The following is a 26,975-nucleotide window of genomic DNA, read 5'->3' as shown; positions in this document are numbered from 1 at the left end:
TGCAGCATAAAAATCGGATTCCAGCCACCAAATGCGCGAAATGCCGCACGGAATTGGGGATCAATTGTGCAGGTCTATCGACCAGCGCAACAGCGGCGGCGAGGGCGTCCACCAACCGGTTTGAACGCCCGCTTCCCGCAACATCGCGGCTGACCACGTGTTACAGCCGGCAAGTGCATTAAACTGGCCATTCGCCTCGAAAAAAGCGTCCGTCAGGCCGTAGCCAGCGCCGGATACCGGCCTGACACCGTCATCGTTTCCGGCAAAACTCGCCCGGATGCCCGCGACGAGACGCTGATAACCCGCTTCGGAAATTCGAAGCCGTTTCACTCCGGCGAGATCAGCGGGAAAATCACCTGTCACATCCACATGCATGACGGAGCTGTCCAGGGTGAAAGAGCGCAGAACCGGCATCGGTTTCAAATCGGCCCAGGTGGGCGTCTGAATGTAAAACGAGCGGCCGCCCCAGCCGAACACCAGATAGGCCGCAGCTGGATGATTGACCGCAATCCCACCCTCCTGCAACGCGGCAAAGACCCGCCGCAGATCGTCATCAACCGGCAGGGCGATATCGGTGTGGATCGGGTTGGATAAGAGCAGGATTTCCCTGCTCTTTTCGCCTTCGCCCACCTGCTCGGCAAAAAACGGGCGCGGCGCAACCGTGCCCAGCACAAGAAGCAGGAGGAGCAGCAGCAGGCCGCCGCCGATCCATCGTGTGAGGCGTCTCAAGAGCGCCTGCCGTCAGAACAGGAAATAACGCTGCGCCATCGGCAGCACGGTCGCCGGTTCACAGGTCAGAAGCTCGCCATCCGCACGTACTTCATAGGTCTCCGGATCAACCTCGATATGCGGCGTCAGCGAATTGTGGATCATCGAGGCCTTGGAAATGCCGCCGCGCACATTTTTCACCGGCAACAGCTTCTTGGCGACCCCGAGGCGCCCCGCAAGCCCCGCATCCAGCGACGCCTGCGACACGAAAGTGACCGACGAATTGGTGCGCAGCTTGCCATAGGCGGCAAACATCGGCCGATAATGCATCGGCTGCGGCGTGGGGATGGAGGCATTCGGATCGCCCATCGGCGCGGCAGCGATCGAGCCGCCGAGCAGCACCATTTCCGGCTTCACGCCGAAAAACGCCGGGTTCCAAAGAACCAGATCGGCACGCTTGCCGACTTCAATGGAGCCGATCTCGTGGCTGACACCCTGGGCGATGGCCGGGTTGATGGTATATTTGGCGATGTAACGACGAACACGGAAATTGTCGTTTTCGCCGGTCTCTTCCTTCAGGCGGCCACGCTGGCGCTTCATCTTGTCAGCGGTCTGCCAGGTGCGGATCGCCACCTCGCCGACACGGCCCATGGCCTGACTATCGGAGGAAATGATCGAAAACGCGCCGATATCGTGGAGAATATCTTCCGCCGCAATGGTTTCCTTGCGGATGCGGCTTTCGGCAAAGGCGATATCTTCGGGGATGGACGGCGACAGGTGGTGGCAAACCATCAGCATGTCGAGATGTTCCGCCAGCGTATTGACGGTGTAAGGCCGCGTCGGGTTGGTCGAGGACGGAATGACGTTGGGATTGCCGCAGACCTTGATGATGTCAGGCGCGTGGCCACCGCCCGCCCCTTCGGTGTGGAAAGCGTGGATGGTGCGGCCCCGGATAGCGGCGACCGTGTCTTCCACGAAACCGCTTTCATTCAGCGTGTCGGTATGGATCATCACCTGCACGTCATATTCGTCGGCCACCGTCAGGCAATTGTCGATGGCGGCGGGCGTCGTGCCCCAGTCCTCATGCAGCTTCAGCGAGGAGGCACCGGCGAGGATCATTTCTTCCAGCGGAGCCGGCAGAGAGGCATTGCCCTTGCCCGCAAGCGCGAGGTTCATCGGGAAAGCATCGAAGCTTTCGATCATCCGCTCGATATGCCATGCGCCGGTGCAGGTGGTGGCAAGCGTGCCGTGCGCCGGGCCGGAGCCGCCGCCAAGCATGCAGGTCACACCACTCATCAGTGCTTCCTCGATCTGCTGCGGGCAGATGTAGTGGATATGCGCATCCATGCCGCCGGCCGTCAGGATCTTGCCTTCGCCGGCAATCGCTTCCGTCGAGGGACCGACGATGATCGTGACACCCGGCTGCGTATCCGGGTTGCCCGCCTTGCCGATGGCGTGAATGCGGCCGTTCTTCAGGCCCACATCTGCCTTGTAGATGCCGCTATGGTCAACGATGACGGCATTGGTGATGACGGTATCGACAGCGCCCTCTGCCCGCGTCGCCTGGCTCTGGCCCATGCCGTCGCGAATGACCTTGCCACCGCCGAATTTCACTTCCTCGCCATAGGTCGTGTGGTCCTTCTCGATCTCGATGAAGAGTTCGGTATCGGCAAGACGCACCTTGTCGCCAACGGTCGGGCCGAACATGCCGGCATAGGCGGCGCGGGAAATCTTGTATGGCATGGGTTCAGGCTCCTTCGGACGCGGAGAAAATCGGTATGGGAGAAAATCGTGTCAGCCGGCCCGTTCCCGCAAGGGCATCGACCAGCTGTTGTTCGGCGGTAAAGGGATGGCCGCTCCAGCCCTGGTGGCTGAAACCGGCAATCGTCACCTCGTCATCATCGCCGCTGACATTTTCAAGAACATGGGCAATGGCAACGAGGCCGGTGCTGGGGCAGACGTATGGTGCGGGCTTATAGGCTTCGAGCGCCGTATCGAGCCTCTCATGCACACCGCGAGAAATAACGACATGGCTCTTGCCGCCAGCTCGTGCGATGGCCGCGAATTCGCCGGTATAATCGGCGCAGAAATCAGTGAGTTCCGGCCAGGCTGCGCGGATGCCGGGTTCCATTTCGGCAAATTTCGCAGGATCGCGCACCGACCAGATGGCGGCGACTTGGCGCACACCATGGCTCTCGCGCCATTCGCTTCCCTCGGTCATCTCACGGCCCGGCCGCCCGGTATTACACACGGCCACCACATCGGTGCGCGTACCGCCCAGCCCAAGAGACCGGCAATCATTAAAACGGACGACGATATCCGACCGGTCGATAAGCAGGGCCGCGCCTGGCGGCAGCTCCCCGTTTCCGACAATCGTGATCCGCCGCCCCATGGGTTCAGAAACCTTCCGAGAGTTGGCGCAGTTCTTCCGCCCGCTTGCCGCTCGTCTCGGCCAGGCAGGAAGAGATCAGCATCGGCTCCATTGAGCCGCCACGCGCCTGAAAACCGGCAAGTGCGCAATTGGCGTCACGGAACGCCACCCATGCGCGCTGAGCTGTCACCAGCGCGTCGGTTGCACCCTTTCCATCCGCATCCGCAGCCTTGTCACGTTCGATGAGCAGCTTGCGCAGCTTCTGATAAGCGACATTGAGCTCTTTGTCGGCCTTTTCGTAATCCTTGCCGGCGCAAATCGTCATGTCCGCCTGCGTCTGCGGTTCCTTGCAGTTTGGCTCAGTCTGCGCTGCGGCCGACGCCGAGAGACCTGCCGTCACGCAGAAGACGACGGCCGTGACGAGGTTGTTTTTGCTGATCGCCATCGCTCAGGCCGCCGCGCCGTCATAAGCCTGCGGCTTCAGCGCCCGCGGATCGACGCCATCGAGACAATTGGCATTGACCGCCACCATCGGCGTACCGTCAGGCCCATCGGCATAGGCAAAGCTTTCAATGCCGCAGGTGGAGCAGAAAAAATGATGGATCCTGTGTTTGTTGAAGAGATATTCACTCAGCGTGCCCTCGCCGGAAAGCAACGTGAACTTGTCACGCGGCGCGAAGGCGAGCGTGGAGCCCAGACGTTTGCACCGCGAACAATTGCAGACAACAGTGTGATCGAGATCGGCATCGACCTCGAAGCTGACGCTGCCGCACTGGCAGCTTCCATGATAATGCGCCGTCGCCATTTCATAACCTCCCCATGACCTGTTGACGGAAACCATAAACCTCCCGCTTGCCGGAAAGCGGCACCAGCGTCACTTCCCGCTTCTGGCCAGGCTCGAAACGCACCGCCGTGCCGGCCGGAATATCGAGACGCATGCCGCGCGCCTTTTCGCGATCGAAAATGAGACCCGCATTGGTCTCGAAGAAATGGTAGTGGCTGCCCACCTGCACCGGCCGGTCGCCCGAATTGGCCACTTCGATCGTCACGGTCGGCTGGCCGGCATTGAGTTCGATGGTGCCTTCGGCGGCAATGATTTCGCCTGGTTTCATCGGTGTTCCCCTTATCGTTCTTATGCGGCCGTGGCTGCCGCGCAGCCTTCCGCCTTCAGCACCCGTTTTGTCGATGCCGGGTTATTGATGAGCTTTCCCGCCGGGCGGACGGGCCTTCGCACCAGTTCGCCACCGCAATTCGGGCACGCGCCCTTGAGCACGCCGGTCACGCAATCGGCGCAGAAAGTGCATTCGAACGAGCAGATCATCGCGTCCCCGCTGTCGGGCGCTAGATCACGCTCACAGCATTCGCAATTGGGCCGAAGTTCCAGCGCCATACGTCACCTCACCGGATCGGTTCGTGAACGGTCACCAGCTTGGTGCCGTCAGGGAAGGTCGCTTCCACCTGCACATCGTGGATCATCTCGGCAATGCCGTCCATCACCTGATCACGGGAAATCACATGCGCGCCCGCCTCCATCAGGTCGGCCACGGCGCGGCCATCGCGTGCGCCCTCCACCACGAAATCGGTAATCAGCGCAATCGCTTCCGGATAGTTCAGCTTGACGCCGCGCTCCAGCCGGCGGCGCGCCACCATGGCGGCCATGGAAATCAGCAGCTTGTCTTTTTCTCTTGGGCTAAGGTTCATCGTCGTCCCACGGCTTGGCATCTGCTCCACAAACGAGGTTTGCTGGAGACCAGATCCGACATTTGACAGACCCCGAGAACGCCTGTCACGAGACGATCCGAGGGGTTTACAGATTCCAGACTTTCGGCACTGGCGCGCCGTTTCGCAAGAGCGAAATGATCGGAAAAAGCAATTTTCTCAAGGAGAAACCATCAGCGGCGGACACGCGCACGACGAGCTTGCCCTGCCACTCGCTGGCACCGCCGCTTTCCCCGGCAATCGCCCGGATTTTAGGCAGAAGCGCCTCGGCCAGAGGCCCGATGTAAAGCAGCGTGGCAAAGGCAACCTGCCCGGCCAGAACCGCAGGTTTCGCGGTCAGCGCCGCCACCTCGCCCGCAAGCAGAAGTTCTTCGGCATGCACCAGCTTGCCGCCGTGGCGAATGCGCCAGCGGTCGCGGAAAAGCCCGTGCGTCATCGCCTCGCCCATGGCCTGGCGGCCAAGCAGCACGGCTTCGACTGCGATGAATTCTGAGGACTGGTCAAGATCGGCTTCCAGCCTTCGCGTCAGCGACGCCCGGTCGAAGAGGATCGTTTCCTGCGGCAGCCAGTGCAGCTTCGCACCCGGCCCGGCGGAAACACGCGCGGTCACGGTGGCGGTGCCGGACGACGCCTTGTAGACCTTCTCACAGGCCTGCGTGGTGACCACAAGCGAGGTACCGGCGCCGGCGACTGCCTGCCATTCAAGTTCGTCTCCGCCGGTCAAACCGCCGGAGGAATTGATGAGAATGGCTTCTGCTTCGTTCGAGTAGGTTTCCGGCAGACGGATCTTGGCGCAACCCTCCTGAAACAGTTCCTCCAGCCGGCTGCGCCCTTCAACTGCCTTGGTTACAATGCGTCCTCTGCCACGGGCGCGCTGTTGCCGGACAGGTTGAGCGTCTTCGCAACCGGAAGGGCTGATGGCTTGCTGTTGCTGCTGCACGCGGTCTCCGAAGCGGTTGCGGAAGCGGGATTGGCCTTGGCGACGCAATCCTTCTTGACGACGGCGTCCACCACCATCTGCCCTTCCGTGTTACGGAAGAAATCCCACATTCTCTCGGCTGCATCAACCGTCCGCGTCACTTCGCCTGTCGGCATCTTGCGCTCCACGGCGGGCTCCGCTTTCGGCGTCTGCTCGCCGCCCGGCTTGCGGGTAACAACGGCGTTTGCGGCCAGAACCTCGGCCTTCATGGTGGCGCGCGGCCAGGCGTGGTCCCAGTCGTTGATGACATAGGACTGGATACGAGCGCCTGCCTTGCAGACATCGTAAGAATTGACCGTGAAGCTCTCGCCCACCTTGCTTTTGGCGGCGCCCTTGCAACCATCCATTTCGGCCCAGCGCTTCAGCGCCGTCTCGCCGCTATATTGCCAGTAGGATTTGCCGCCGCCCTGATAGGGGTTGGCTGGATCCTTCAGCCCGGCGAAGGCGATGATCGACATCGGCCGCGCCGGTGTGCAGCTTGCCACATCCGGTGCCCATTTGCCTTCGGTCTCCAGCGGATAACCCGCGCGCAACGACGCGACAAAACCGGCGGCATTAAAATCCTTGGCTCCGGTGCAGATGAATTGCGACAGCATGCGCCCGCCGCCGGAATAACCGGAACCGTAAAAACGTTCCTCATCGACGCAGAACTTGCCCTTCACCATGGCAATCGCTTCATGAATGAAGCTCACCTCATCCAGCCCGCCGGGGCGTGTTGTAACACCGGGAACATTCCAGGCATGGGTGCCCGGCAATTCGCCGTTTAAACTGCCCGCCAGCGCGACGACCACAAGACCATCACGCTCGGCAAGCTTGTCCCAGCCGCTGCGGTTCAGCTGGCCGTGCGGGTTGCTATTGGAGCCGTGGAAATCGAATACGACAGGCAGGGGCTTATTTCCATCATAGGCGGATGGAACAAAATAGACGCCGTCGCGTTTTTGCCCGTTAGAGAGAATGGAAAAATCATGCCGACCCGGTTCCATGCCGGGGCCAATACCCTGACCGCAGGTCGATGCCGACGCTGCGGCTCCTGCGCCTGCGCTGATCGCCAGCCCGAGAAGCAGGCTGCGTGCGGAACGAACCAACCGGGAGGCCCGGCCCACTGCAAAGTCTTGAATCATTGACACGCCTTTATTGGCACAGTTTCCCGACGATACGTCGGACGTGCGTGGAATGTAAGGGATCAACTGTCGCGGCGTGCGAATAGACTTTTCCTGTGTCTCGCATGCAGCATTTCATCCGCCCAATACCATAGGCTTTTACTTAATGAAACGCTAAAATTACGCATGAAAGCCATGCGCAGGCGCATAGACTTTCAAAATATTAATCGACCATTTTTATGCCGTGATCGGTGCGCGAAGCCTTACACCGTCAAATGCCGCCGCGCTTCCGGCGTATCCAGCGTTTCTGCCAGCCCCTCATGCACGATCTCGCCGCGGTCCATGATGTAGACGTAGTCGGCAAGTTCGCGGCAGAAATCCAGATATTGCTCAACCAGCAAAATCGCCATGCCGGTGGAATCGCGCAGATATTTGATCGCCCGGCCGATATCCTTGATGATCGACGGCTGGATGCCCTCGGTCGGCTCGTCGAGAACGAGGATTTTCGGCCGCGTCACCAGCGCCCGGCCGATGGCAAGCTGCTGCTGCTGACCGCCGGAGAGATCGCCGCCGCGGCGCGACAGCATGGTCTGCAGCACCGGAAACAGGCTGAAAATATCATCCGGGATGAACCGCTCCTTGCGCGGCAGCGGCGCATAACCGCTCTCCAGATTTTCCTGCACGCTGAGCAACGGAAAGATCTCGCGCCCCTGCGGCACGTAACCGACACCGCGCTTCGCCCGCTGGTAAGGCGCCAGCCCATCAAGCGCCGCATCACCGAAACGGATCGTGCCGGCGCTGGTGGCCTGCTGGCCGGTCACGGCCCGCAAAAGCGAGCTTTTGCCGACGCCGTTGCGGCCGAGAACGCAGGTGATCTTCCCCATCTCGGCCTTCAGCGACACGCCGCGGAGCGCCTGCGCTGCGCCGTAGTGGAGGTTGATGTTGTCGACTGTCAGCATGGTGAAACTCCAATGACGGTATGGTGGGCGGCGCTACCCCCCTCTGCCCTGCCGGGCATCTCCCCCTCAAGGGGGGAGATTGGCAAGTCGCGAACACTCTTCCCCATAGCATCGTGGCACAGGAACGAGCGAGGGCGGCATCTGATCTCCCCCCTTGAGGGGGAGATGCCCGGCAGGGCAGAGGGGGGTACGGTCACGGCAAACGCAAACACCACCATCACCGCCCCAGATAATTCTCGATCACCTTAGGATCGCTCGACACGAAGTCGATCGACCCCTCAGCCAGCACCGAACCTTCCGCAAGGCACGTCACCTTCACCCCCAGCTCGCGGATGAAGCCCATATCGTGCTCAACCACCACCACCGAACGCGTCTTGGCGATTTCCTTCAGGAGCACCGCGGTTTCAGCGGTCTCCGCATCCGTCATGCCCGCCACCGGCTCATCCACCAAGAGAAGCTTCGGCTCCTGCGCCAGCAGCATGCCAATCTCCAGCCACTGTTTCTGCCCATGCGAGAGATTGGCGGCAAGGTCACCCCGGCGGTGGCCAAGCCGCACGGTGGCGAGGATTTCCTCGATGCGCGCCTTGTCTTCCTCCGTCAGCCGGTAGAACAGGGTTGCGAACACGCCGCGCTTGCGGTTCAGCGCCAGTTCCAGATTGTCCCACACAGTATGGCTTTCAAACACCGTCGGTTTCTGGAATTTTCGGCCGATACCAAGCTGGGCGATGTCGGCCTCGTCCTTTTTGGTAAGGTCGATGCTGTCTTCAAAGAGTACCGTGCCGGTATCCGGCCGCGTCTTGCCGGTGATGATATCCATCATCGTCGTTTTGCCAGCACCATTCGGGCCGATGATGGCGCGAAGTTCGCCCGGCTCCACCACGAAGGAGAGGGAATTCAGCGCCCTGAACCCATCAAAGGAAACGGAAACGCCATCGAGATAAAGCAGGCTTTTCGTTCTGTTTTCGGAAACCGTGTTCATGGGCTTACTCCGCCGCCTGTTGCGCAACCGCGCTGTCGTTGCCAGCCTCACGCGCCGCGCTTGCAACCCGCTTTTCCCGCCGTCCGGCCAGATAATGCTGCACGGTACCAACGATGCCCTTGGGGAAGAACAGCGTGACAGCAATGAAGAGACCGCCGAGCGCGAACAGCCAGAACTCCGGGAACGCACCGGTGAAATAGCTCTTGCCACCATTGACCAGCACCGCCCCGATGATCGGCCCGATCAGCGTGCCGCGCCCGCCGACCGCCGTCCACACCACCACTTCGATGGAGTTGGCGGGCGAAAATTCGCCGGGATTGATGATGCCCACCTGCGGCACGAACAAGGCACCGGCAATGCCCGCCATCATCGCCGAAACGACGAAGGTAAAGAGCTTGATGTTTTCCACCCTAAAACCGAGGAACCGCACCCGGCTTTCAGCATCCCGCACACCCACCAGCACCTTGCCGAACTTGGAATTGACGATGCCCGATGCAATCAAAAGCGAGAGCGCCAGCATCACCGCCGTCATGGCAAACAGCACGGCGCGGGTGCCATCAGCCTGCACGGAATACCCAAGAATATCCTTGAAATCGGTGAGGCCATTATTGCCGCCGAAACCCATGTCGTTGCGGAAGAAGGCAAGCAGCAGCGCATAGGTCATCGCCTGGGTAATGATCGAGAGATAAACGCCATTGACGCGCGAGCGGAAGGCGAACCAGCCGAACACGAAGGCGAGCAGCCCCGGCACGACGAGCACCATCAGCGCCGCAAACCAGAACATGTCGAAGCCGTGCCAGAACCACGGCAGTTCCTTCCAGTTGAGGAACACCATGAAATCAGGCAGCACCGGATGCCCATAGACCCCGCGCGTGCCGATCTGCCGCATCAGATACATGCCCATGGCATAACCGCCGAGCGCAAAGAAGGCGGCGTGGCCAAGCGAGAGAATGCCGCAATAACCCCAGACCAGATCAAGCGCGAGCGCCAGCAGCGCATAGGCCAGATATTTGCCGAGCATCGACATGATATAGGTTGGGATGCGGAACGCGCTGTCGGCTGGCAGCAGCAGGTTGGAGGCGGGAACCAGCACGGCGATGGCAAGGATGATGCCGATGGCGATGGAAATGCGGCGATCGAGCGCGCGCAGGAGGAAGCCGGTAATCATGCTTCGATCGCCCTTCCCTTGAGTGCGAAGAGACCGCGCGGCCGCTTCTGGATGAACAGAATGATGAGAACGAGCACGAGGATCTTGCCGAGCACGGCGCCCACCGTCGGCTCAAGGAACTTGTTGAGCACACCGAGCGACAGGGCGCCGACCAGCGTTCCCCAGAGATTGCCGACCCCGCCGAACACCACCACCATGAAACTGTCGATAATGTAGCTCTGGCCGAGATTGGGAGAGACATTGTCGATCTGCGACAGCGCGACGCCCGCAAGCCCGGCGACACCGGAACCGAGCGCGAAGGTAAAGGCATCCACCCAAGGCGTGCGAATGCCCATGGAGGAAGCCATGCGGCGGTTCTGGGTGACGGCGCGCATCTGCAGGCCGAAGGCCGAGCGCTTCAGGAGAACCAGAAGCGCGAAGAAGACGGAGAGCGAGAAACAGACGATCCACACCCGGTTCCAGGTGAAATTGAGATAACCGACGCTGAAGGAGCCGGACATCCAGCTCGGGCTGCCGACCTCCCGATTGGTGGGGCCGAAGATGGAGCGCACGCCCTGTTGCAGGATCAGCGAGATGCCCCAAGTGGCGAGCAGCGTTTCCAGAGGTCGTCCATAGAGATAGCGGATGACACCGCGTTCCATGACGAGGCCGACGCAGGCCGTGACCAGAAAGGCGGCCGGCAGGGCAATCGCCAGTGACCAGTCGAACAGGCCGGGGAAATGGCTGCGGATCAACTCCTGCACCATGAAGGTGGAATAGGCGCCGATCATCACCATTTCACCATGCGCCATGTTGATAATGCCCATGACGCCGAAGGTGATGGCAAGGCCGATGGCGGCGAGCAGCAACACAGAGCCGAGCGACAGGCCGTACCAGACATTCTGCGCGTAATCCCAGAAGGCAAGGGAACTCTCGATGCTGGAAATCGCCTCGTCCACATCCGGTTTCAGGCTCGGATCGACCGATGGCGTCGCCGCCATCAGAATGCTGATCGCATCGCGCCCGCCAAGCGCCTTGATGGTGGCGATCGCTTCTTTCTTCACCTCAAGGGGGCGGTCGGAGGAGAGCAGCGAGACAGCCCGCGCCTCCTCCATCCGGGTCCGCACCTCATTATCGGTTTCCTTGGCGATGGCCGCTTCCAGCAATTCGAGATTTTCGGCGCTTGGCGCTTTCAGGACGGCGTCAGCCGCTGCAAGCCGCACGGATTTTTCCGGGCTGAGCAACGTCAGCCCGCCCATCGCGGCGCGGATGACGCGGCGAAGATTATTGTTGACCCTGATCTTAGTAACGGTCGCCTTCGGCGCCGAGCCGGCGCTTTCACCTGTCAGCGGGTCGATCAGCGTGAAATCGGAACCGGCAGGTTTGGTCATGAAGACGAGATTGTCTGACTTGCGCACGTAGAGATCACCCGCCGCAAATGCCTCCAGCGCCGGAACCACGCGCGCATCGCCAGTGGCGGCAATCTGCCCGATCAGCACTTCGGCCTGCTTGAAATCAGCCGTGCCGAGCTGGTCGATCAGCGCCTTTGGGTCGCTCTGCGCGAGGGACTGGGCGGCGATCCCCATGGTGAGCCAGAGGAGAATGGCTCCGAGAAAAGATCGGATCGTCATGTCGGGTTCCTTGGAGCGGCGGTGTATTTTTGGCGAGGAGTATGCGGCTTACCCCCCTCTGCCCTGCCGGGCATCTCCCCCACAAGGAGGGAGATCGGCAAGATGCGCTCGCATCGCCCCATCTCAACGGAGGAGAAATGCGGGGCCTCGCCGCTTGCCGATCTCCCCACCTGTGGGGGAGATGCCCGGCAGGGCAGAGGGGGGCATGCTTGTTCAGTTTCCAATGATAAAACCGCCCCCACTAAGGGAGCGGCCCATCACAGCGCCCCCACCAATCAGCTACCCTTGCCGCCGCACTTGCCCGTGGCCACGTTGAAGTTGCCGCAGGACATCGGCTTTCTCCAATCCGAGATCAGATCCTTCGAGTCCGGCAGGTAATCCGACCATTCGTCACCCACCACCTGCGGCGTCTGCTGCACGATTTCGAACTGGCCGTCAGCCTGGATTTCACCGATCAGCACCGGCTTGGTGATGTGGTGGTTCGGCATGACGGTGGAGTAACCGCCAGAGAGGTTCGGCACGGAAACGCCGATGATCGAGTCGAGAACCTTGTCCGTATCGGTCGTGCCGGCGGATTCCACGGCCTTAACCCAGGCGTTGAAACCGATATAGGCGGCTTCCATCGGGTCGTTGGTCACGCGCTTGTCGTTCTTGGTGAAGGCATGCCAGGTCTTGATGAACTCGGCATTGACTGGCGCATCGACGGACTGGAAGTAGTTCCAGGCGGCAAGGTGGCCGACCAGCGGCGCGGTATCGAGACCGGCAAGCTCTTCTTCGCCCACGGAGAAGGCGACGACCGGAATGTCTTCGGCCTTGATGCCCTGGTTGGCCAGTTCCTTGTAGAAGGGCACGTTGGCGTCACCATTGATCGTGGAAACAACGGCGGTCTTCTTGCCGGCCGAGCCGAATTTCTTGATATCGGACACGATCGTCTGCCAGTCGGAATGACCGAACGGCGTGTAGTTGATCATGATGTCCTCTTCCTTGACGCCCTTCGACATCAGGTAGGCCTTCAGGATCTTGTTGGTGGTCTGCGGATAGACATAGTCCGTGCCGGCCAGAACCCAGCGCTCGACGCCTTCGGTATTGGCGAGGTAATCGACGGCCGGAATGGCCTGCTGGTTGGGGGCGGCACCCGTGTAGAAGATGTTGCGCGAGGATTCTTCACCCTCATACTGAACCGGGTAGAACAGGATCGAGTTCAGCTCTTCGAAAACAGGCAGAACGGATTTACGCGAGGAGGACGTCCAGCAGCCGAAAACGGCGGCGACCTTGTCCTGCGAAATCAGCTGGCGGGCCTTTTCGGCGAAAAGCGGCCAGTCGGAGGCCGGATCGACCACGACGGCTTCGAGCTTCTTGCCGAGCACGCCGCCCTTCTTGTTCTGCTCATCGATGAGCATCAGCATGGCGTCTTTCAGCGTGGTTTCTGAAATGGCCATCGTACCGGAAAGAGAATGCAGCACACCGACCTTAATCGTGTCATCGGCAGCAAAGGCGCCGTGGAAGGCGGTGGTGGACAGGATTGCGCCAAGCAGCGCGGCACTGAGCGTCTTGCGGAACATCATCGGAAGGACCCCTCTCCTTGTTGGCCTCTCGTGGAGGCTCAGCGGCATCTTCGGCCGCTGCTGGAGGGACTATCGATCTCGTAAGCGCGAAACCGTATACGTCAATTGACGTAGGCGGGGTGGCGAAAGGTGCAGGAGACGGAACTACCGGACAGAGCGGCCTATGTAGACCGAGAGGTCTCGGCTTGTTTCTTCTCCCCGCCGGGAAGAAGTCCGCGCAGCGGATGAGCGGGTGAGGCCAGAGATATACGGAGAGCTAGCCCCCTCGTCCGACCCTTCGGCCACCTTCTCACCACCGGGGAGAAGAAAGGCGCGGCAACGTTTCACATCAAGAATGCGGCTTGCGGTCGCTCTCTTCGTCCCGGATCGCCTCGTCATGATACCAGGAGCCAAAATCCACATGCGGCTCTCTCGCCTCGCGTTCGAGGTCGCTCAAGCCATTGGTACGGAACTTGGACGCGCCAGCGCGCCCGCCAACAGGGAATTGGTAGATCGTTGCCGTCTCACGATGAAAGCCAGTCGCCATTTCGGTCATCCCACTCTGTTTGCATCGAAGCACTTGGTCATGGAATCAAACCCGTGAAAGCCGGATTCGCTCCCTTTGATTAAAAAAAAATCACGTTGCGGAAAATATAGGCATAGACAGTGCTTTCGACAAGAAAAACCATTCCGAAAGCGCTGGTTTTTAGGGCAAATGCCAATCCCTCGCGCGCAATTGAATTTCCTGCATCGCAGCATCGCATGGGACTGCCGGGCGCCAGCTATCTATCAGGATTCAATGATGAAACTTGAGGGGTGATTTACCCTGCTGCGTCGCAACAGAGGCCCCTTTGCAGGAAATCCAGAGGCCCTGCGCCAACGGACCCTGAAAGATTTTTCGAAAAAATCGCCGGATATCGCGAATCTGGCACGCGGCATGCATCTTAGGGGTCAGCCCTTGAACGCGAATGTGCTTCCGGTGGTGAAAGCCGCGGGAGGCCTCAAGGCTTCGCATTGTTACCTATGAGAGGTTCGTAATGACTAAGTTCAAACTCGAGTACATCTGGCTGGACGGATACAAGCCGGTCCCCAACCTGCGCGGCAAGACCCAGATCAAGGAATTCGATGAATTTCCGACACTCGAGCAGCTGCCGCTTTGGGGCTTTGATGGCTCCTCCACGCAGCAGGCCGAAGGCCACTCCTCCGATTGCGTGCTGAAGCCCGTCGCGATCTACCCGGATCCGGCCCGCTCCAACGGCGCGCTCGTCATGTGCGAAGTCATGATGCCCGATGGCGTCACCCCGCATCCGTCGAACAGCCGCGCAACCATCCTCGACGACGAAGATGCATGGTTCGGCTTCGAGCAGGAATATTTCTTCTACCAGGACGGCCGCCCGCTCGGCTTCCCGGAACAGGGCTACCCGGCTCCGCAGGGTCCTTACTACACGGGCGTCGGCTTCAAGAACGTCGGTTCGGTTGCCCGCGAAATCGTTGAAGAGCACCTTGATCTCTGCCTCGAAGCCGGCATCAACCACGAAGGCATCAACGCCGAAGTGGCCAAGGGCCAGTGGGAATTCCAGATTTTCGGCAAGGGCTCCAAGCGCGCCGCCGACCAGATCTGGATCGCTCGCTACCTGCTGCTGCGTCTTTGCGAACAGTACGGCATCGACGTCGAATTCCATTGCAAGCCGCTCGGCGACACCGACTGGAACGGTTCGGGCATGCACTGCAACTTCTCCACCAAGTACATGCGTGAAGTTGGCGGCAAGGACTATTTCGAAGCCCTCATGGCCGCTTTTGCCAAGAACTGGAAAGAGCACATCGACGTTTACGGTCCGGACAACCACCTTCGCCTGACCGGCAAGCACGAAACCGCTCCGTGGAACAAGTTCTCCTACGGCGTGGCAGACCGTGGCGCGTCGATCCGCGTTCCGCACTCTTTCGTCAACAACGGTTACAAGGGTTACCTTGAAGACCGTCGTCCGAACTCGCAGGGCTGCCCTTACCAGATCGCTTCCGTCGTTCTGAAGACGATCGCGGAAGTGCCGCTCGCAAAGTCGGCTGCTGCCTGATATCGAACTGATGGCGTCGCCCGAACCGGGCGACGCCATTTTTCTGTCCACCGAACGGCCAGGCGGACAGGTGACCTTTCGCCCGTCGCCACATGCGGCATAGTCATCCTGGCGCAGGCATCTGCGTGGTTTTGAGCGATGGCATCGCCGCTTCCTTGACCCGGACAGGGTTCGCCCCGGTGCCTCAAAGCAGGCCATGTGCTTTCGAGCAGAAAGGTGAACGATGGGCATTCTCGACAAATTTTCCCTCAAGAACCGCTCCGCCATCATCACCGGCAGCGGCCGCGGCCTCGGTTTTGAAATCGCCAAAGCCTTTGCCGAAGCTGGCGCCCACGTCTGGCTGACCGGCCGCAATGCCGAGACGTTGCAACAGGCGGTTGACACGCTGCGCGAAGCGGGCGGAAAGGCCGATTATGCCGCCTTCGATATTGCCGATACCAGAGCCGGGGCGGCGCTGGTCCACCGCATCATGAGCGAACTCGGCCACCTCGATATTCTCGTCAACAATGTCGGCGCGCGCGACCGCCGCCCGCTGTCCGAGTTCAGCGACGAGGACGTGCTGGAATTGATCCGCACAGACCTCACCTCCTCCATTTCCCTGTCGCGCGATGCGGCGGAAGCCATGGCGGCAAAGGCCCATGGCCGCATCATCACCATTACCTCCATTCTTGGCCACATCGTGCGGCCGGGCGATGCGATCTATCCCGTCGCCAAACAGGGGCTGACGGGCCTGATGCGGGCCATCGCCGTGGAATATGGCGCGCGCGGCATCACCAGCAACGCCATTGCGCCGGGCATGTTCGCCACCGAAACCAACGCCGCCCTTGCCGAAAATCCTGAGATGGTGGCCTTTGCCAAGCTTCGTGTACCGCTGGAGCGCTGGGGCAGACCGGACGAGATTGCCGGTGCGGCCCTGTTTCTGGCCAGCGACGCGGCCTCCTTCGTCAACGGCCATGTGCTGACGGTGGATGGCGGAATGTCGGTGCGCCTGTGAAAGGCCGCGGGCGGAAAGGCGCTCAGTAGGCATGGCGGCACGGCAACGCATCATCCCCGTCAGGCGCGAATATAACCGCTGGGTCGCCAACCAGACGCTGGAAGATTATGCGTTGCGTTTTACCGCCAAGAGCGCCCGGCAATTTTCCTCCAACCGCATTTCCCACACCGCCATCGGCGCGATTTCCTTTCTGGCGCTGGAAGCCATCGGCGGGGCAATCACGCTTTCCTACGGCACCACCAACGCTTTTTACGCCATCCTTGTCGCCGCCGTCGCCATGCTCGCCGTCGGCCTTCCGATCAGCCGTTATGCCATCCGCCACGGCGTCGATATCGATCTGCTGACACGCGGCGCAAGCTTCGGTTACATCGGCTCCACCATTACCTCGCTGATTTACGCCGCCTTCACCTTCATGCTCTTTGCCATCGAGGCGTCGATCATGTCCGGCGCGCTGGAACTGGCGCTCGGCATTCCGCTCTGGATCGGCTACATCATCTCCGCCGTCATGGTCATTCCGCTCGTCACCCATGGCGTGCGGCTTATCAGCCGTTTCCAGATCGTCACCCAGCCCTTCTGGATCGTCCTCAACATCCTGCCCTTCATCTTCATCGCCTTGATGGACTGGGAGAAATACGATCTCTGGCGCGCCTTTGCCGGCATTCACCATGCGTCCGGCCCGCCCGGCACCGTCGCGGATTTCAATCTCGTGGAATTCGGCGCAGCCTCGGCCGTCATTCTGGCTTTGATGTCGCAGATCGGCGAACAGGTGGACTTTCTCCGCTTCCTCCCCGCCGAAGGCCAAAGCCGCCTGCGCCACCGCCTCGCCGTCTTTCTGGCCGGTGCGGGCTGGGTTGTCGTCGGCGTACCGAAGCTCTTGGCCGGCTCGTTCCTTGTCGTGCTGACCTTCAGCTCCGGCGTTTCGGTCGACCGCGCCGCCGATCCTGCCCAAATGTATCTCACCGCCTTCGGTTATATGATCCCAAACCAGACGGCGGCAATGCTGCTGATGGTCGCCTTCGTGGTCGTCTCGCAGCTGAAGATCAACGTCATGAACGCCTATGCGGGGTCGCTCGCTTGGTCGAATTTTTTCTCCCGCCTCACCCACAGCCACCCCGGCCGCGTCGTCTGGCTGGTGTTCAATGTGGCGATTGCGCTGCTCTTGATGGAACTCGGCATCTACCGGCTGCTTGAGGAAACGCTCGGCATCTTCTCCATCATCGCCATGGCGTGGCTCTGCACCATCTCGGCCGATCTCTTCATCAACAAGCCGCTCGGCCTTGCCCCGCCGGGCATCGAGTTCAAGCGCGCCCATCTCTACGATATCAATCCCGTCGGCGTCGGCTCCATGGCGCTTTCCGCCACCATTGCGCTGATGGCGCATTTCGGCACCTTCGGCCCGCTCGCCGCCTCGCTCGCGCCCTATCTCACACTCATCGTCGCTTTCATCGCCTCGCCGCTGATTGCCTGGGGCACCAAGGGCAAATTCTACCTTGCCCGCAAGCCGCGCCAGCAATGGCGCGAAGAAAGCAGCATCACCTGCTCGATCTGCGAACACCCCTTCGAGCCTGAGGACATGGCCTGGTGCCCGGCCTATGCCGCGCCGATCTGTTCGCTCTGCTGCTCGCTGGACAGCCGCTGTCACGACATGTGCAAGCCGAAGGCGAAGCTGAACTATCAGGTCGCCACCGTCGCCAAGACCTTCCTGCCGAGACAGCTGGTAGCAAAACTCGCCACCCGCCTCGGGCGCTACGGCATGGCGGCGGCGATTGCCGTCACCACCATCGGCGGCATTCTCGCCATGATCGCGCATCAGGTCGGCACGGCCTCGCCGGAAACGGCAGATGTGGTGAACCGCACCATCCTCATCGTGTTTTTCGTCTTCGCCGTCATTGCCGGCATCGTCTGCTGGTTCCTCGTCCTTGCCCATGACAGCCGGGTGGTGGCGGAAGAGGAATCCTCCCGCCAGAACACGCTGCTCTTGAAGGAAATCGCCGCCCACAAGAAGACAGATGCGGCCCTCCAGGATGCCAAGGAAACGGCTGAGGCCGCCAACCGCGCCAAGAGCCGTTATGTCGTCGGCCTCAGCCACGAGCTGCGCACGCCGCTGAATGCCGTTCTCGGCTATGCCCAGATCCTCGAGCGCGACGAGACCATTCCCCCTCCCCGGCAATCGGCTATCAAGGTCATCCGCCGCTCGGCAGACCACCTCTCGGGCCTGATCGACGGACTGCTGGATATTTCCAAGATCGAGGCGGGCCGCCTGCAGGTCTATTCCAACGAGATCAACATTCAGGATTTCCTCGATCAGATCGTCGATATGTTCCGCCCGCAGGCGCAGGCCAAGGGGCTGGAATTCCGCCACGACCGCTCGCCCGCTCTGCCGCAATATGTGCGAACCGATGAAAAGCGGCTGCGCCAGATCCTCGTCAACCTGCTTTCAAACGCCATCAAGTTCACCGATCATGGCGCCGTCACCTTCGATGTCGGTTATCGCAGCCAGGTGGCGAGCTTCACCGTGTCCGATACCGGCCGCGGCATTGCCGAAAAAGACCTCGCCCGCATCTACGAACCCTTCCAGCGTGGCGAGGCCGAAAGCGTGCGGCCGATGCCAGGCCTCGGCCTCGGTCTGACGATTACAAGGCTTCTGACCAATACGCTCGGCGGCGAGATTTCTGTTTCCAGCGAAAAGGACAAAGGCTCCACCTTCCGCGTGCGCCTCATGCTATCCGCCGTCCACCGGCCAAACACGGCGCCGGCGCCGGAAAAGACCATCCGCTCCTATTCCGGTCCACGCCGCACCATCGTCGTGGTCGATGACAACGAGGATCATCGCGAGCTGATGCGGCAGGTGCTTTCGCCGCTCGATTTCGTCGTGCTGACGGCGCAATCCGGTCCCGAATGTCTCACACTCATCGAAGGCGTGAAGCCCGATCTTTTCCTCATCGATATTTCCATGCCCGGCATGACCGGCTGGCAGCTGGTGACGAAGCTGCGCGAGGCGGGTCAGACGGCCCCGCTCATCATGCTCTCAGCCAATATCGGCGACGGCACTGTCGCGGGTGCCGGCGATGACAATCACAACGACGCCATCGCCAAGCCGGTCGATATCCGCCACCTCTGCGACAGGCTCGCCGTGCATCTCGGGCTGAAATGGATTTACGATACCGACCTGCCGCCCGCGCCGGAGCCGCAGCCGCCTGCCGAGATCGTCCATCCGGGAGCCATCCACATCCAGGATTTGCAGCGGCTGGGCGAAATAGGCTACATACGCGGCATCGAAGCGAAACTCGCCGATCTTGCTCGCAACACGGAAAACCTGCCCTTCACGCAGGAGCTCGGCGCCTATGTGCAGGCTTTCGATCTGGCTGGCTACGCGCATTTTCTCAAGCGGTTCGAAGACAGTGACAGGGGAGACCTCAAGGCATGAGCGCTCAGGCGGCGGCCCCGAGAGACATTGTATTGCTGGTGGATGACAGCCCGGAAGCGCTCGGTTTCCTCACCGATGCGCTGGAACAGTCCGGCTTTTCCGCCCTCATCGCCACATCGGGACAGGCCGCGCTCAACATTGCCGAACGCATTACGCCCGATATCATCCTGCTCGACGCCGTCATGCCCACCATGGACGGTTTCGAAACCTGCCGCCGCCTGAAGGCCAATGCGGCGGTAGCGCAGGTGCCCGTCATTTTCATGACGGGACTGACCGAGACCGAACATGTGGTGCGGGCGCTGGACTCCGGCGGCGTCGATTATCTGACCAAGCCGATCAATATCGATGAGCTGCGCGCCCGCATCCGCGTGCATCTTTCCAATGCCCGTTCCGCGCAAAGCGCGCGCGTGGCGCTTGACGCCGCCGGCCGACACCTGCTTGCCGTGCGCGCCAATGGAGCTATCCACTGGTCTACGCCGCAGGCAACGCGGCTCGTCAATGCTGCGACCGGCCGGGATGACGGCATGGAAATCGTCGTCAGCCATATCGGCCGCTGGCTCGGCGAAAGGGCGGCCTCCGAAACCGGTCGCGATGCACCGCTGACGATCACCCAGGCCGGACGCCCGGCCTTGCAGCTCTCCTTCCTCGGCGCGATGGGCCCGGATGAGCATCTGTTTCGCCTGACCGCCGCCAACGAAAAGTCGGATGACCACCTTCTGAAAGAGCATTTCGCGCTGACCACGCGGGAATCGGAAGTGCTTTTGTGGATCGCCAAGGGCAAATCCAACCGCGATATCGGCGATATTCTCGGCCTGTCGGCCCGGACGGTGAACAAGCATCTCGAACAGATCTATGTGAAGCTCGGCGTGGAGAACCGCGCCTCTGCCGCGGTCAAGGCGGCGCATATTCTGCATCAGGGGTGACGGCTCGCCAAATTATGGTAGGCTCTTCCGACACATTCTCGCTCAAATACGCAAATTCTGCTTGTTGAACGAGCGGTAACCCCTTGTTTCTTCTCCCCGCCAGGGAGAAGTCCGCGGCAGCGGGATGAGGGGGCGAGGGTAGCGATAAGACCGAGAGCTTGCCCCCTCATCCGGCTCTTCGGGCCACCTTCTCCCCTGCGGGGAGAAGAGATACGCGGCACCCACCTCCCAAAAAATCACCACCCCCTGCCCTGAACCCCAATACAGGAACGCACCCCCATGAACCGTTTCATCATCCTCTCCGGTTGCTCCGGCGGCGGAAAATCCACACTTCTCGCCGAGCTCGCCCGGCGCGGTTTCGCCACCGTGGAGGAACCCGGCCGCCGCATCGTCATCGAAGAAACCCGCAACGGTGGCGCCGCCCTGCCATGGATAGACCTCGAAGCCTTTGCGCGCCGCGCCATTTCTGTGGCGCTTGAAGACCGTCAGCATGCGCCAGAGCACGGCACCGTCTTCTTCGATCGCGGCCTGATCGACGCCGCCTCGGCTCTACGCGAGGTCAGCGGTGACCCCGTCATCGAAACGCTGCAACGCGAACATCGCTATAACAGGCTGGTCTTCCTTACCCCGCCCTGGCCGGAAATCTATCGGGCAGACGCGGAGCGGCGGCATGATTTTGCCGCGGCCGTGGCAGAATACGACCGCCTCGTCAGGGATTATCAAGCTCTCGACTATGAAACCGTCGTCCTTCCGAAATCAGGCGTCGAAGAGCGTGCCGACTTCATTTTGGAGCGGCTGGACGGAGCGCAGCTGTCTCAGCGATTTTCCAGCAGCTGCGACACTGTCACGAACTCGAACCCGCGCTGACGCAGTCCATCGATGATCAGCGGCAAGGCCTGCCGTGAAGTCTCGCGGCTGCGATACATGACATGCATGATGATGATCGAGCCGTTTTCCGTGTGCTCGATAACGTGCTTCGCAAGAGCCGCTGCATCCTCGGCGATATCTAGATAGGATTCCGGTTCGACATCCCACATGATTGTTTTCCGCTCATGCCGGGAAAGATATAACGGCAAGGCGAACAGCTTCTTGCCATAGGGCGGGCGGAACATGATCTCACCTTTGTGACCCGCAGTCCGAATGGCCGCATCGGTGCGCTCGATCTCGTCCCCGACCCTGCCCAGTCCCATCAAGGCCATGTTGGAATGCGTATAGCTGTGGTTGCCGACCTGATGCCCCTCGCTGACGATCATGCGGGCCTGCGGCAGGTTTTCTTCAGTTTCCTTGCCCGTCAGGAAAAAGGTCGCTTTGATCCCGCGTTCCCTCAGGATCGCCAGGACCTCAGGCGTGAAACGCACCGAGGGCCCGTCGTCAAACGTCAGGGCCACCATCGGCTTCGGCGTCTCGACCCTCGGAATGATATCCCCGAACAATTGCGTCGTCCGGGATTTGCTGAAGAGATGAACGCCACCGAGCACAACCGCCAGCATGGCAAGACCAAGGATTGGAGACACCATCCGTTTCATCGCCATTGCCACCCCTCATTGCAGTTTTCGGGAGGTTTTGTCTCTCGCCTTATTGTCTCCAGTGTGGCGCCTGTCGCGCAAAAGAAAAGCCCGGCAGCGATGCCGGGCTTCGATAGGGTGTCGCAAAAGGCTTAGCTGCCCTGCTGGATGTAGGTGAACTTGCCGTCCGGACCCTTCTTCCACTCGTACATGACATAGCCAGGAAGCTTCGGGTCACCCTTCTCATCGAAGGAGATCTCGCCGAGCGCCGTCGGGAAGCTACCCTTCTTCAGCGCTTCGGCAACCCTTTCAGGCTCCACGGAACCGGCTGCCTTGGCAGCGCCGGCAATCGCCTGCAGGGCTGCATAGGAGTAGAGCGTATAGGCTTCCGGGTTGAAACCGGCGGCCTTGAACTTCTCTACCAGTTCCTTGTTTTCAGGGCGCAGTGTCGGATCAGGACCGAAGGTGTTGAGCGTGCCTTCGACGGCGTCGCCGGCGATGGAAGCCAGTTCGTTCGATACGATACCGTCGCCCGAGACGAGCTTGGCCTTCAGGCCCTGGTCAGCCGCCTGGCGGATGATGAGGCCGGCTTCGGTGTGCAGGCCGCCCCAGTAGATGATGGAAACGCCGGCTTCCTTCATCTTGGAGATCAGCGCCGAGAAGTCCTTGTCGCCGACATTCACGCCTTCGTACATGGCTTCCTTCACGCCGGCGGCATTGGCTGCCTTCTTGGTTTCATCGGCAAGGCCCTGACCGTAAGGCGTCTTGTCGTGAATGATGGCGATCTTGGCGTCCTTGAAATGATCGGCAAGATACTTGCCGGCGATGCCGCCCTGCTGGTCGTCACGGCCGCAGGTGCGGAACGTGTTCCACAGACCGCGCTCGGTGAACACGGGGTTGGTCGCGGCAGGCGTGATTTCGAGAATGCCGTTTTCGGCGTAAACTTCGGACGCCGGAATGGAAACGCCGGAGTTGAAGTGACCGACAACGAATTTCACGCCGTCAGCGACGAATTTATTGGCGACCGAAATACCCTGCTTGGGGTCGGATACGTCGTCGCCCAGCACGATCTTGATCTGCTCGCCATTAATGCCGCCGGCGGCATTGATGTCTTTCGCAGCCTGTTCGGCACCCTTCTGGATCTGAGCGCCGAAAGCAGCGTTCGGGCCAGTCAGCGGTGCGCCGACGGCGATCACGACATCGGCCCAGGCCGAACCGCCAAACGCGACCATGGCGGTCAGCGCGACAGCGGAAAGAAGAGACTTCTTCATTACTTTACTCCCAGTTCCTTTGGATGGGTTGTTTGCGAGGACCTGTTCAGTACCCACCTTAACCGAACAGGAAACGTTCCACTCTGCCGAGTATTAGTGACCCCGGAAAATACCGGCTGTCAATTTTTCTTTTTATAGGAAAATGCCGACGTGCGGTCGTAGAGCCAATAGTAATTATTGACCATCTGGCTCGTCCGGCGCATGCGGAAACCGATGCTGGAAAAAACCAGAAGAAGAACGACGTCAAACACGTAGTAGAAGCCGTTGATGAACGGCCCATCGAACAGCGCGTGATGCAAAAACCGCATCACCACGCCCAGCGCGAGCGTGTAGATCACCACCCGCGTATAACCACCCCAGCCGTCGGCAACGGATTTGCCGGTGCGCCAAGCCGTCCAGAAACCCAGAAGAACAACCAACGCGCGCAGAACATACCGCACGCCGTTATCCGTCTCGAAAAAAAGGCCCTGCATCTCTTTCCCCATCAGTGCCGGGCTGAATACCCAGGCCCTGCCTTGTCTGTCGTCCCGTCGTTTGCCGCCGGGCATTTTATTGTTTACGCCCCGCCATGGATCCTTAAGGTTTTGACCAAAGGACGACGGACCGCCGTTTGCAGTCTTGCGCCGCAAAATTTCCGGCGCAAGTAAAATCTTTCAGTGCCGTCCGCCTTCGAGATAGGCGGCGCGTACCTGCGGATCGGCGAGCAGTTCCTTGCCCGAACCGCTCATCGTCACCTTGCCGTTGACCATCACATAAGCACGGTCGGAAAGCTTGAGCGCGGCGAAGGCGTTCTGCTCCACGAGGAAGACGGTCAGACCCTCTTCCTGATTGAGTTTCTTGATCGCCTCGAAAATGCCCTTGACGATCAGCGGAGCGAGACCCAGCGAAGGCTCGTCCAGCAGCAGGAGCTTCGGACGCGCCATCAGCGCGCGGCCGATGGAGAGCATCTGCTGCTCGCCGCCGGAAAGCGTGCCGCCGCGCTGGCTCTGACGCTCCTTCAGGCGCGGAAACATCACGAAGATCTTCTCGACGTCTTCCTTGAAATATTTCAGGTTATCGAGATTGGCGCCCATCTGCAGGTTTTCCAGCACTGTCATGCGCGGGAAAATCCGGCGGCCTTCCGGTGATTGGGCGATGCGCTTGCGGGCGATCAGATGGGTCGGCAGCTGGGTAATGTCCTCGCCATCGAAGATCACCTGGCCGGCGCGCGCCTGCGGGCTGCCGCAGATTGTCATCATCAGCGTCGACTTGCCAGCGCCATTGGCGCCGATCAGGCTGACGATTTCGCCCCTCTTCACTTCGACATCGACACCGGCCAGAGCCCGGATATTGCCATAATAGGTTTCGACACCCTGGACTTTCAGAAGCGGTTCACCGGACATCAGGCCGCTCCTCCGTCGAGTTCTTCCGCAATCACGTCTTCCACTTCATCATCCTCGACACCCAGATAGGCGGCGATGACCTTCGGGTCGTTCTTCACATGGTCCGGCGTGCCGTCGGAAATCTTCTGACCGTATTCCAGAACCACCACGTGGTCGGAAATCTGCATCACCACGGACATGTCGTGCTCGATGAGGAGCAGCGACGTACCCTCGTCGCGGATGCCGCGCAGCAGCGTGTTGAGCGCCAGGGATTCCTTCGGATTGAGACCGGCGGCCGGCTCATCGAGGCAAAGCAGTTCCGGCCCCGTGCACATGGCGCGGGCGATTTCCAGGCGGCGCTGCGCGCCATAGGGCAGATCGCCCGCCGGATCGTCGGCGCGATCGATCAGATCGGCCTTTTCCAGCCAGTATTTGGCTTTTTCGATAGAGGCATCCACCGCCCGCCGGTATGCGGGCAGGCCGAGAAGGCCGAGGATCGTGTAACCCGAGGCCTTCATCAGCGCATTGTGCTGCGCCACCAGCAGGTTTTCCAGAACGGTCAGGCCCGAAAACAGGCGGATGTTCTGGAAGGTGCGCGCCACCTTTGCCTTCTTGGTGATTTCGAAATCCGGCAGGCGCTCGAGTAGATGCGTCTCGCCATCCTGCTGGCGCATGGTGATCATGCCCATGGTGGGCTTGTAGAAGCCGGTGATGCAGTTGAAGACCGTGGTCTTGCCCGCACCGTTCGGGCCGATCAACGCGGTGATCTCGCCGCGCTTCGCCTCGAAGGAGAAGTCGTTGATGGCCATAAGGCCGCCAAAGCGCATCGAGAGATGTTCGACCTTGAGGATCGTGTCGCCAGTGGTATTGGGTGTCATTGTTGTTGTTCCGGAAGCCATCAACCGTGACCTTCCTTGGTAAAGCTGCCGGAGACGGCCTTGCGTTCTTTAAGGAAAGCCGTGGGTTCACGCGAGCCGACGAAACCGCGCGGCTTGAACAGCATGACGATGACCATGGCAAGCCCGAACAGCAGCATACGATAGAGTTCCGGCGTGAAATCGGGCCCGAAGACATGCTTCAGGAACTCCATTTCGCGCAGAAGCTCGGTGCCGCCGACCATGACGAGCGCCGCAATGGCAATGCCGGTCAGCGAGCCCATGCCACCGAGAACGACGATGGCGAGAATGACGGCGGATTCGAGGAACACGAAGCTTTCCGGCGAAACGAACCCCTGACGGGCGGCGAAGAAGGAACCTGCAAAACCGCCGAACATTGCGCCCGTTGCAAAAGCGGTGAGCTTGGTGATGACCGTATCGATGCCGAGCGAACGGCAGGCGATCTCGTCCTCACGCAGCGCTTCCCACGCCCGGCCGATGGGCATGCGGCGCAGGCGGATGGTGACATAGGCCGTCAGCATGCACAGCAGCAGGATCACGTAGAACAGGAAGATCTTGTAATAGGCCGAGGACATCGACAGGCCGAACGCCTTGGCGAAATTGTTCGGCGCGCCGACATCGAACGACCAGATGCCGAAGATCGACGCCTTGGCGATGCCGGAAATACCGAAAGTGCCCTTGGTCACATCCGTCCAGTTGAGCAGCACGAGACGGATGATTTCACCGAAGGCGAGCGTGACGATTGCCAGATAGTCGCCGCGCAGGCGCAGCACCGGAAAGCCGAGGATGATGCCCCAGAAGCCTGCCAGAATGCCGGCAACGGGCAGCAGCACCCAAAACGAGAGGCCGAACTGGCTGGAGAGCAGCGCATAAGAATAGGCGCCCACCGCATAAAAGGCGACGTAGCCGAGATCGAGCAGACCGGCGAGGCCGACGACGATGTTCAACCCCCAGGCCAGCATCACATAGATCAGGATCTGGATGCCGAAATTGTCGACGAATTTCAGCGAGCCCTGGAAACCGAAGAGCTGCACCGCGATAACGGGATAAAGCAGCAGCAGAACCAGCGCCAGCTTCAGAAAGTGCTTGTGGAAAAAGCCCTTTTCCTCGGAAATCTCCAGAACGCCGCTCTTGGCCTTGGCCAGCTTGCGACGATCCAGCGACGGCTTGATAAAGCCGACCATAAGGAAGCGGCCGATGGCGGCAACGGCGACGAAGATCGCCAGAAGGCCCCAGCGCGTGCCCCAGATCAGCTGGTTGTTGATGTCCTGATAGGTGACGATGCCGACATAAAGAATGAACATGCCGAACGAGATGACGCCCGCAATCAGGCCCTCCTTCACGGCTGTCGCCATCAGGCTGGGGCCGGAAGAGGTGTTTTCGGAAGCG

At 60.6% G+C, this 26,975-nt stretch carries 27 protein-coding genes; 5 read left to right on the top strand and 22 right to left on the bottom strand.

The genetic code is table 11. The annotated features are described in order from the left end of the window. Positions 1 to 60: 60 nt before the first annotated feature. The 16 genes from BLU28_RS19250 to BLU28_RS19170 all read right to left on the bottom strand — a co-directional run bounded on the left by BLU28_RS19250 (position 61) and on the right by BLU28_RS19170 (position 13,693). On the bottom strand, positions 61 to 729 hold the full coding sequence (locus BLU28_RS19250) for a TIGR02117 family protein (protein ID WP_077987278.1): 669 nt from the start codon (positions 727 to 729) through the stop codon (positions 61 to 63). A gap of 12 nt (positions 730 to 741) precedes the next feature. Continuing rightward, positions 742 to 2,451, bottom strand: a complete 1,710-nt coding sequence (gene ureC / locus BLU28_RS19245; RefSeq protein WP_022556803.1) for an urease subunit alpha — start codon at positions 2,449 to 2,451, stop codon at positions 742 to 744. A gap of 4 nt (positions 2,452 to 2,455) precedes the next feature. Beyond that, complete coding sequence (locus BLU28_RS19240) at positions 2,456 to 3,100, bottom strand: Urease operon accessory protein (protein WP_077987277.1); 645 nt, start codon at positions 3,098 to 3,100, stop codon at positions 2,456 to 2,458. A gap of 4 nt (positions 3,101 to 3,104) precedes the next feature. Next, positions 3,105 to 3,524, bottom strand: a complete 420-nt coding sequence (locus tag BLU28_RS19235; RefSeq protein WP_004443299.1) for a lysozyme inhibitor LprI family protein — start codon at positions 3,522 to 3,524, stop codon at positions 3,105 to 3,107. Between the two features lie 3 nt (positions 3,525 to 3,527). After that, positions 3,528 to 3,884, bottom strand: coding sequence for a GFA family protein (locus tag BLU28_RS19230; protein ID WP_045532183.1), 357 nt, complete (start codon positions 3,882 to 3,884; stop codon positions 3,528 to 3,530). 1 nt (position 3,885) lies between these two features. Next, the gene (locus BLU28_RS19225; RefSeq protein ID WP_006699550.1) at positions 3,886 to 4,191 is read right to left on the bottom strand and encodes an urease subunit beta; all 306 of its coding nucleotides are present in this window, start codon (positions 4,189 to 4,191) and stop codon (positions 3,886 to 3,888) included. 20 nt (positions 4,192 to 4,211) lie between these two features. Then, positions 4,212 to 4,469 carry a DUF1272 domain-containing protein gene (locus BLU28_RS19220; protein ID WP_042936546.1) on the bottom strand — a complete coding sequence of 86 codons (258 nt, stop codon included), beginning with the start codon at positions 4,467 to 4,469 and terminating at the stop codon, positions 4,212 to 4,214. 8 nt (positions 4,470 to 4,477) lie between these two features. Then, positions 4,478 to 4,780: an urease subunit gamma gene (locus tag BLU28_RS19215; protein ID WP_004443305.1), complete on the bottom strand. Its 303-nt coding sequence runs from the start codon at positions 4,778 to 4,780 to the stop codon at positions 4,478 to 4,480. 106 nt (positions 4,781 to 4,886) lie between these two features. Continuing rightward, positions 4,887 to 5,738 carry an urease accessory protein UreD gene (locus BLU28_RS19210; protein ID WP_162719334.1) on the bottom strand — a complete coding sequence of 284 codons (852 nt, stop codon included), beginning with the start codon at positions 5,736 to 5,738 and terminating at the stop codon, positions 4,887 to 4,889. Then, the gene (locus BLU28_RS19205) at positions 5,645 to 6,898 is read right to left on the bottom strand and encodes a CE1 family esterase (RefSeq protein ID WP_077987276.1); all 1,254 of its coding nucleotides are present in this window, start codon (positions 6,896 to 6,898) and stop codon (positions 5,645 to 5,647) included. The genes BLU28_RS19210 and BLU28_RS19205 overlap by 94 nt, the downstream gene beginning before the upstream one ends. Positions 6,899 to 7,140: 242 nt before the next feature. After that, entirely contained in the window at positions 7,141 to 7,836 is a 696-nt protein-coding gene (gene urtE / locus BLU28_RS19200; protein WP_077987275.1) for an urea ABC transporter ATP-binding subunit UrtE, read from the bottom strand. Positions 7,837 to 8,053: 217 nt separating this feature from the next. Then, positions 8,054 to 8,815 (bottom strand): urea ABC transporter ATP-binding protein UrtD, encoded by a 762-nt coding sequence (gene urtD / locus BLU28_RS19190; RefSeq protein ID WP_077987273.1) that lies wholly within the window; start codon positions 8,813 to 8,815, stop codon positions 8,054 to 8,056. 4 nt (positions 8,816 to 8,819) lie between these two features. Next, positions 8,820 to 9,983 (bottom strand): urea ABC transporter permease subunit UrtC, encoded by a 1,164-nt coding sequence (gene urtC / locus BLU28_RS19185; RefSeq protein WP_006699546.1) that lies wholly within the window; start codon positions 9,981 to 9,983, stop codon positions 8,820 to 8,822. Next, positions 9,980 to 11,593: an urea ABC transporter permease subunit UrtB gene (gene urtB / locus BLU28_RS19180; RefSeq protein WP_004443321.1), complete on the bottom strand. Its 1,614-nt coding sequence runs from the start codon at positions 11,591 to 11,593 to the stop codon at positions 9,980 to 9,982. The genes urtC and urtB overlap by 4 nt, the downstream gene beginning before the upstream one ends. 275 nt (positions 11,594 to 11,868) lie before the next feature. Then, positions 11,869 to 13,158 carry an urea ABC transporter substrate-binding protein gene (gene urtA, locus BLU28_RS19175; RefSeq protein WP_004443324.1) on the bottom strand — a complete coding sequence of 430 codons (1,290 nt, stop codon included), beginning with the start codon at positions 13,156 to 13,158 and terminating at the stop codon, positions 11,869 to 11,871. A gap of 328 nt (positions 13,159 to 13,486) precedes the next feature. Next, positions 13,487 to 13,693: a DUF2735 domain-containing protein gene (locus BLU28_RS19170; protein WP_162719335.1), complete on the bottom strand. Its 207-nt coding sequence runs from the start codon at positions 13,691 to 13,693 to the stop codon at positions 13,487 to 13,489. A 481-nt stretch (positions 13,694 to 14,174) separates the two neighbouring features. On the opposite strand from BLU28_RS19170, the gene BLU28_RS19165 reads away from it, so the two are divergent. The 5 genes from BLU28_RS19165 (at position 14,175) to BLU28_RS19145 (ending at position 21,420) form a co-directional block, all read left to right on the top strand. Next, positions 14,175 to 15,209 carry a glutamine synthetase beta-grasp domain-containing protein gene (locus tag BLU28_RS19165; RefSeq protein WP_004443330.1) on the top strand — a complete coding sequence of 345 codons (1,035 nt, stop codon included), beginning with the start codon at positions 14,175 to 14,177 and terminating at the stop codon, positions 15,207 to 15,209. Between the two features lie 223 nt (positions 15,210 to 15,432). Further along, positions 15,433 to 16,203: an SDR family oxidoreductase gene (locus BLU28_RS19160; RefSeq protein ID WP_004443332.1), complete on the top strand. Its 771-nt coding sequence runs from the start codon at positions 15,433 to 15,435 to the stop codon at positions 16,201 to 16,203. A 31-nt stretch (positions 16,204 to 16,234) separates the two neighbouring features. Beyond that, entirely contained in the window at positions 16,235 to 19,630 is a 3,396-nt protein-coding gene (locus BLU28_RS19155; protein WP_077987272.1) for a hybrid sensor histidine kinase/response regulator, read from the top strand. Next, positions 19,627 to 20,553 (top strand): response regulator transcription factor, encoded by a 927-nt coding sequence (locus BLU28_RS19150; protein WP_004443339.1) that lies wholly within the window; start codon positions 19,627 to 19,629, stop codon positions 20,551 to 20,553. Before BLU28_RS19155 ends, BLU28_RS19150 begins: the two co-directional genes overlap by 4 nt. A 279-nt stretch (positions 20,554 to 20,832) precedes the next feature. After that, positions 20,833 to 21,420, top strand: a complete 588-nt coding sequence (locus tag BLU28_RS19145) for an AAA family ATPase (protein WP_077987271.1) — start codon at positions 20,833 to 20,835, stop codon at positions 21,418 to 21,420. Here the strand turns inward: BLU28_RS19145 and BLU28_RS19140 are convergent. From BLU28_RS19140 to livM, 6 genes are all read right to left on the bottom strand, one after another. Further along, on the bottom strand, positions 21,369 to 22,085 hold the full coding sequence (locus tag BLU28_RS19140) for a polysaccharide deacetylase family protein (protein ID WP_077987270.1): 717 nt from the start codon (positions 22,083 to 22,085) through the stop codon (positions 21,369 to 21,371). The genes BLU28_RS19145 and BLU28_RS19140 overlap by 52 nt on opposite strands. A gap of 125 nt (positions 22,086 to 22,210) precedes the next feature. Further along, entirely contained in the window at positions 22,211 to 23,329 is a 1,119-nt protein-coding gene (locus tag BLU28_RS19135; protein ID WP_077987269.1) for a branched-chain amino acid ABC transporter substrate-binding protein, read from the bottom strand. Between the two features lie 119 nt (positions 23,330 to 23,448). Next, entirely contained in the window at positions 23,449 to 23,802 is a 354-nt protein-coding gene (locus BLU28_RS19130) for a DUF6867 family protein (protein ID WP_004443347.1), read from the bottom strand. 180 nt (positions 23,803 to 23,982) lie between these two features. Then, positions 23,983 to 24,711, bottom strand: a complete 729-nt coding sequence (locus tag BLU28_RS19125) for an ABC transporter ATP-binding protein (RefSeq protein WP_004443349.1) — start codon at positions 24,709 to 24,711, stop codon at positions 23,983 to 23,985. Beyond that, on the bottom strand, positions 24,711 to 25,589 hold the full coding sequence (locus BLU28_RS19120; protein WP_034498713.1) for an ABC transporter ATP-binding protein: 879 nt from the start codon (positions 25,587 to 25,589) through the stop codon (positions 24,711 to 24,713). The genes BLU28_RS19125 and BLU28_RS19120 overlap by 1 nt, the downstream gene beginning before the upstream one ends. Further along, positions 25,589 to 26,941, bottom strand: coding sequence for a high-affinity branched-chain amino acid ABC transporter permease LivM (gene livM, locus BLU28_RS19115; protein WP_373887383.1), 1,353 nt, complete (start codon positions 26,939 to 26,941; stop codon positions 25,589 to 25,591). The genes BLU28_RS19120 and livM overlap by 1 nt, the downstream gene beginning before the upstream one ends. Positions 26,942 to 26,975: the final 34 nt, after the last annotated feature.

Origin of the sequence: Agrobacterium pusense (assembly GCF_900102105.1) — a bacterium.
In the GTDB taxonomy this organism is placed as follows: Bacteria; Pseudomonadota; Alphaproteobacteria; order Rhizobiales; family Rhizobiaceae; genus Agrobacterium; species Agrobacterium pusense.
Note: the sequence above shows the minus strand (reverse complement) of the source record. Positions and strands in the feature narration are given on the sequence as shown.

Coding starts and splice junctions, on each gene's coding strand:
- BLU28_RS19230 (WP_045532183.1), bottom strand. CDS start 3,884: ATGGCGACGGCGCATTATCATGGAAGCTGCCAGTGCGGCAGCGTCAGC.
- BLU28_RS19140 (WP_077987270.1), bottom strand. CDS start 22,085: ATGGCGATGAAACGGATGGTGTCTCCAATCCTTGGTCTTGCCATGCTG.
- BLU28_RS19125 (WP_004443349.1), bottom strand. CDS start 24,711: ATGTCCGGTGAACCGCTTCTGAAAGTCCAGGGTGTCGAAACCTATTAT.
- urtE (WP_077987275.1), bottom strand. CDS start 7,836: ATGCTGACAGTCGACAACATCAACCTCCACTACGGCGCAGCGCAGGCG.
- urtD (WP_077987273.1), bottom strand. CDS start 8,815: ATGAACACGGTTTCCGAAAACAGAACGAAAAGCCTGCTTTATCTCGAT.
- BLU28_RS19215 (WP_004443305.1), bottom strand. CDS start 4,780: ATGAACCTTAGCCCAAGAGAAAAAGACAAGCTGCTGATTTCCATGGCC.
- livM (WP_373887383.1), bottom strand. CDS start 26,941: ATGGCGACAGCCGTGAAGGAGGGCCTGATTGCGGGCGTCATCTCGTTC.
- BLU28_RS19170 (WP_162719335.1), bottom strand. CDS start 13,693: ATGACCGAAATGGCGACTGGCTTTCATCGTGAGACGGCAACGATCTAC.
- BLU28_RS19150 (WP_004443339.1), top strand. CDS start 19,627: ATGAGCGCTCAGGCGGCGGCCCCGAGAGACATTGTATTGCTGGTGGAT.
- urtB (WP_004443321.1), bottom strand. CDS start 11,593: ATGACGATCCGATCTTTTCTCGGAGCCATTCTCCTCTGGCTCACCATG.
- urtA (WP_004443324.1), bottom strand. CDS start 13,158: ATGATGTTCCGCAAGACGCTCAGTGCCGCGCTGCTTGGCGCAATCCTG.
- BLU28_RS19145 (WP_077987271.1), top strand. CDS start 20,833: ATGAACCGTTTCATCATCCTCTCCGGTTGCTCCGGCGGCGGAAAATCC.
- BLU28_RS19135 (WP_077987269.1), bottom strand. CDS start 23,329: ATGAAGAAGTCTCTTCTTTCCGCTGTCGCGCTGACCGCCATGGTCGCG.
- BLU28_RS19165 (WP_004443330.1), top strand. CDS start 14,175: ATGACTAAGTTCAAACTCGAGTACATCTGGCTGGACGGATACAAGCCG.
- BLU28_RS19120 (WP_034498713.1), bottom strand. CDS start 25,589: ATGGCTTCCGGAACAACAACAATGACACCCAATACCACTGGCGACACG.
- ureC (WP_022556803.1), bottom strand. CDS start 2,451: ATGCCATACAAGATTTCCCGCGCCGCCTATGCCGGCATGTTCGGCCCG.
- BLU28_RS19220 (WP_042936546.1), bottom strand. CDS start 4,469: ATGGCGCTGGAACTTCGGCCCAATTGCGAATGCTGTGAGCGTGATCTA.
- BLU28_RS19130 (WP_004443347.1), bottom strand. CDS start 23,802: ATGCAGGGCCTTTTTTTCGAGACGGATAACGGCGTGCGGTATGTTCTG.
- BLU28_RS19155 (WP_077987272.1), top strand. CDS start 16,235: ATGGCGGCACGGCAACGCATCATCCCCGTCAGGCGCGAATATAACCGC.
- BLU28_RS19205 (WP_077987276.1), bottom strand. CDS start 6,898: ATGATTCAAGACTTTGCAGTGGGCCGGGCCTCCCGGTTGGTTCGTTCC.
- BLU28_RS19160 (WP_004443332.1), top strand. CDS start 15,433: ATGGGCATTCTCGACAAATTTTCCCTCAAGAACCGCTCCGCCATCATC.
- BLU28_RS19240 (WP_077987277.1), bottom strand. CDS start 3,100: ATGGGGCGGCGGATCACGATTGTCGGAAACGGGGAGCTGCCGCCAGGC.
- urtC (WP_006699546.1), bottom strand. CDS start 9,983: ATGATTACCGGCTTCCTCCTGCGCGCGCTCGATCGCCGCATTTCCATC.
- BLU28_RS19225 (WP_006699550.1), bottom strand. CDS start 4,191: ATGAAACCAGGCGAAATCATTGCCGCCGAAGGCACCATCGAACTCAAT.
- BLU28_RS19235 (WP_004443299.1), bottom strand. CDS start 3,524: ATGGCGATCAGCAAAAACAACCTCGTCACGGCCGTCGTCTTCTGCGTG.